General features: G+C 53.9%; 8 tRNA genes. All 8 read left to right on the top strand.

Annotation, left to right across the window (positions count from 1 at the left end):
• Positions 1–109 precede the first annotated feature (109 nt).
• Positions 110–194 (top strand) — tRNA-Tyr (locus tag SAY88_RS24595).
• Between the two features lie 6 nt (positions 195–200).
• Positions 201–276: transfer RNA gene (locus SAY88_RS24590), tRNA-His, on the top strand.
• Between the two features lie 15 nt (positions 277–291).
• Positions 292–366, top strand: a tRNA-Gln gene (locus SAY88_RS24585).
• Positions 367–371: 5 nt separating this feature from the next.
• A tRNA-Gly gene (locus SAY88_RS24580) sits at positions 372–443 on the top strand.
• 11 nt (positions 444–454) lie between these two features.
• A tRNA-Cys gene (locus SAY88_RS24575) sits at positions 455–528 on the top strand.
• Between the two features lie 15 nt (positions 529–543).
• A tRNA-Leu gene (locus SAY88_RS24570) sits at positions 544–632 on the top strand.
• A 9-nt stretch (positions 633–641) separates the two neighbouring features.
• Positions 642–718: transfer RNA gene (locus tag SAY88_RS24565), tRNA-Arg, on the top strand.
• 16 nt (positions 719–734) lie between these two features.
• Positions 735–808 (top strand) — tRNA-Pro (locus tag SAY88_RS24560).
• Position 809: the final 1 nt, after the last annotated feature.

Below are 809 nucleotides of genomic sequence, written 5' to 3'. Positions count from 1 at the left end.
CCGGTAGTTCAGTTGGTTAGAATGCCTGCCTGTCACGCAGGAGGTCGCGGGTTCGAGTCCCGTCCGGACCGCCATTTAAATAGTAATAGCAATTATTCTTTTCTTTTGTGGAGGGGTAGCGAAGTGGCTAAACGCGGCGGACTGTAAATCCGCTCCCTCCGGGTTCGGCGGTTCGAATCCGTCCCCCTCCACCATTTATGGCGATTGTGGCGAAGTGGTTAACGCACCGGATTGTGGTTCCGGCATTCGTGGGTTCGATTCCCATCAGTCGCCCCATAAGTCCATTTATATTGGGCTATCGCCAAGCGGTAAGGCAACGGATTTTGATTCCGTCATGCGGAGGTTCGAATCCTCCTAGCCCAGCCATTTATGCGGAAGTAGTTCAGTGGTAGAACACCACCTTGCCAAGGTGGGGGTCGCGAGTTCGAATCTCGTCTTCCGCTTTTTCCAAAACGGCGGTATAGCCAAGTGGTAAGGCACGGGTCTGCAAAACCTTGATCCCCGGTTCAAATCCGGGTACCGCCTCCATGAAATTTCTACCTTGCCGGGGTGGTGGAATTGGCAGACACACAGGACTTAAAATCCTGCGGTAGGTGACTACCGTGCCGGTTCAAGTCCGGCCCTCGGCACCAACTAAAGAAGCGCCCTTAGCTCAGCTGGATAGAGTGTTTGACTACGAATCAAAAGGTCGGGAGTTCGAATCTCTCAGGGCGCGCCATTCTATTTGAGGAATACGGGAAGTGGCTCAGCTTGGTAGAGCACCTGGTTTGGGACCAGGGGGTCGCAGGTTCAAATCCTGTCTTCCCGAC

This window comes from Halalkalibacter flavus (genome assembly GCF_036663575.1).
Classification (GTDB): domain Bacteria; phylum Bacillota; class Bacilli; order Bacillales; family Bacillaceae_D; genus Halalkalibacter; species Halalkalibacter flavus.
The sequence above is the reverse complement of the archived record's forward strand: the minus strand, read 5'-3'. Positions and strand labels throughout refer to the sequence as shown.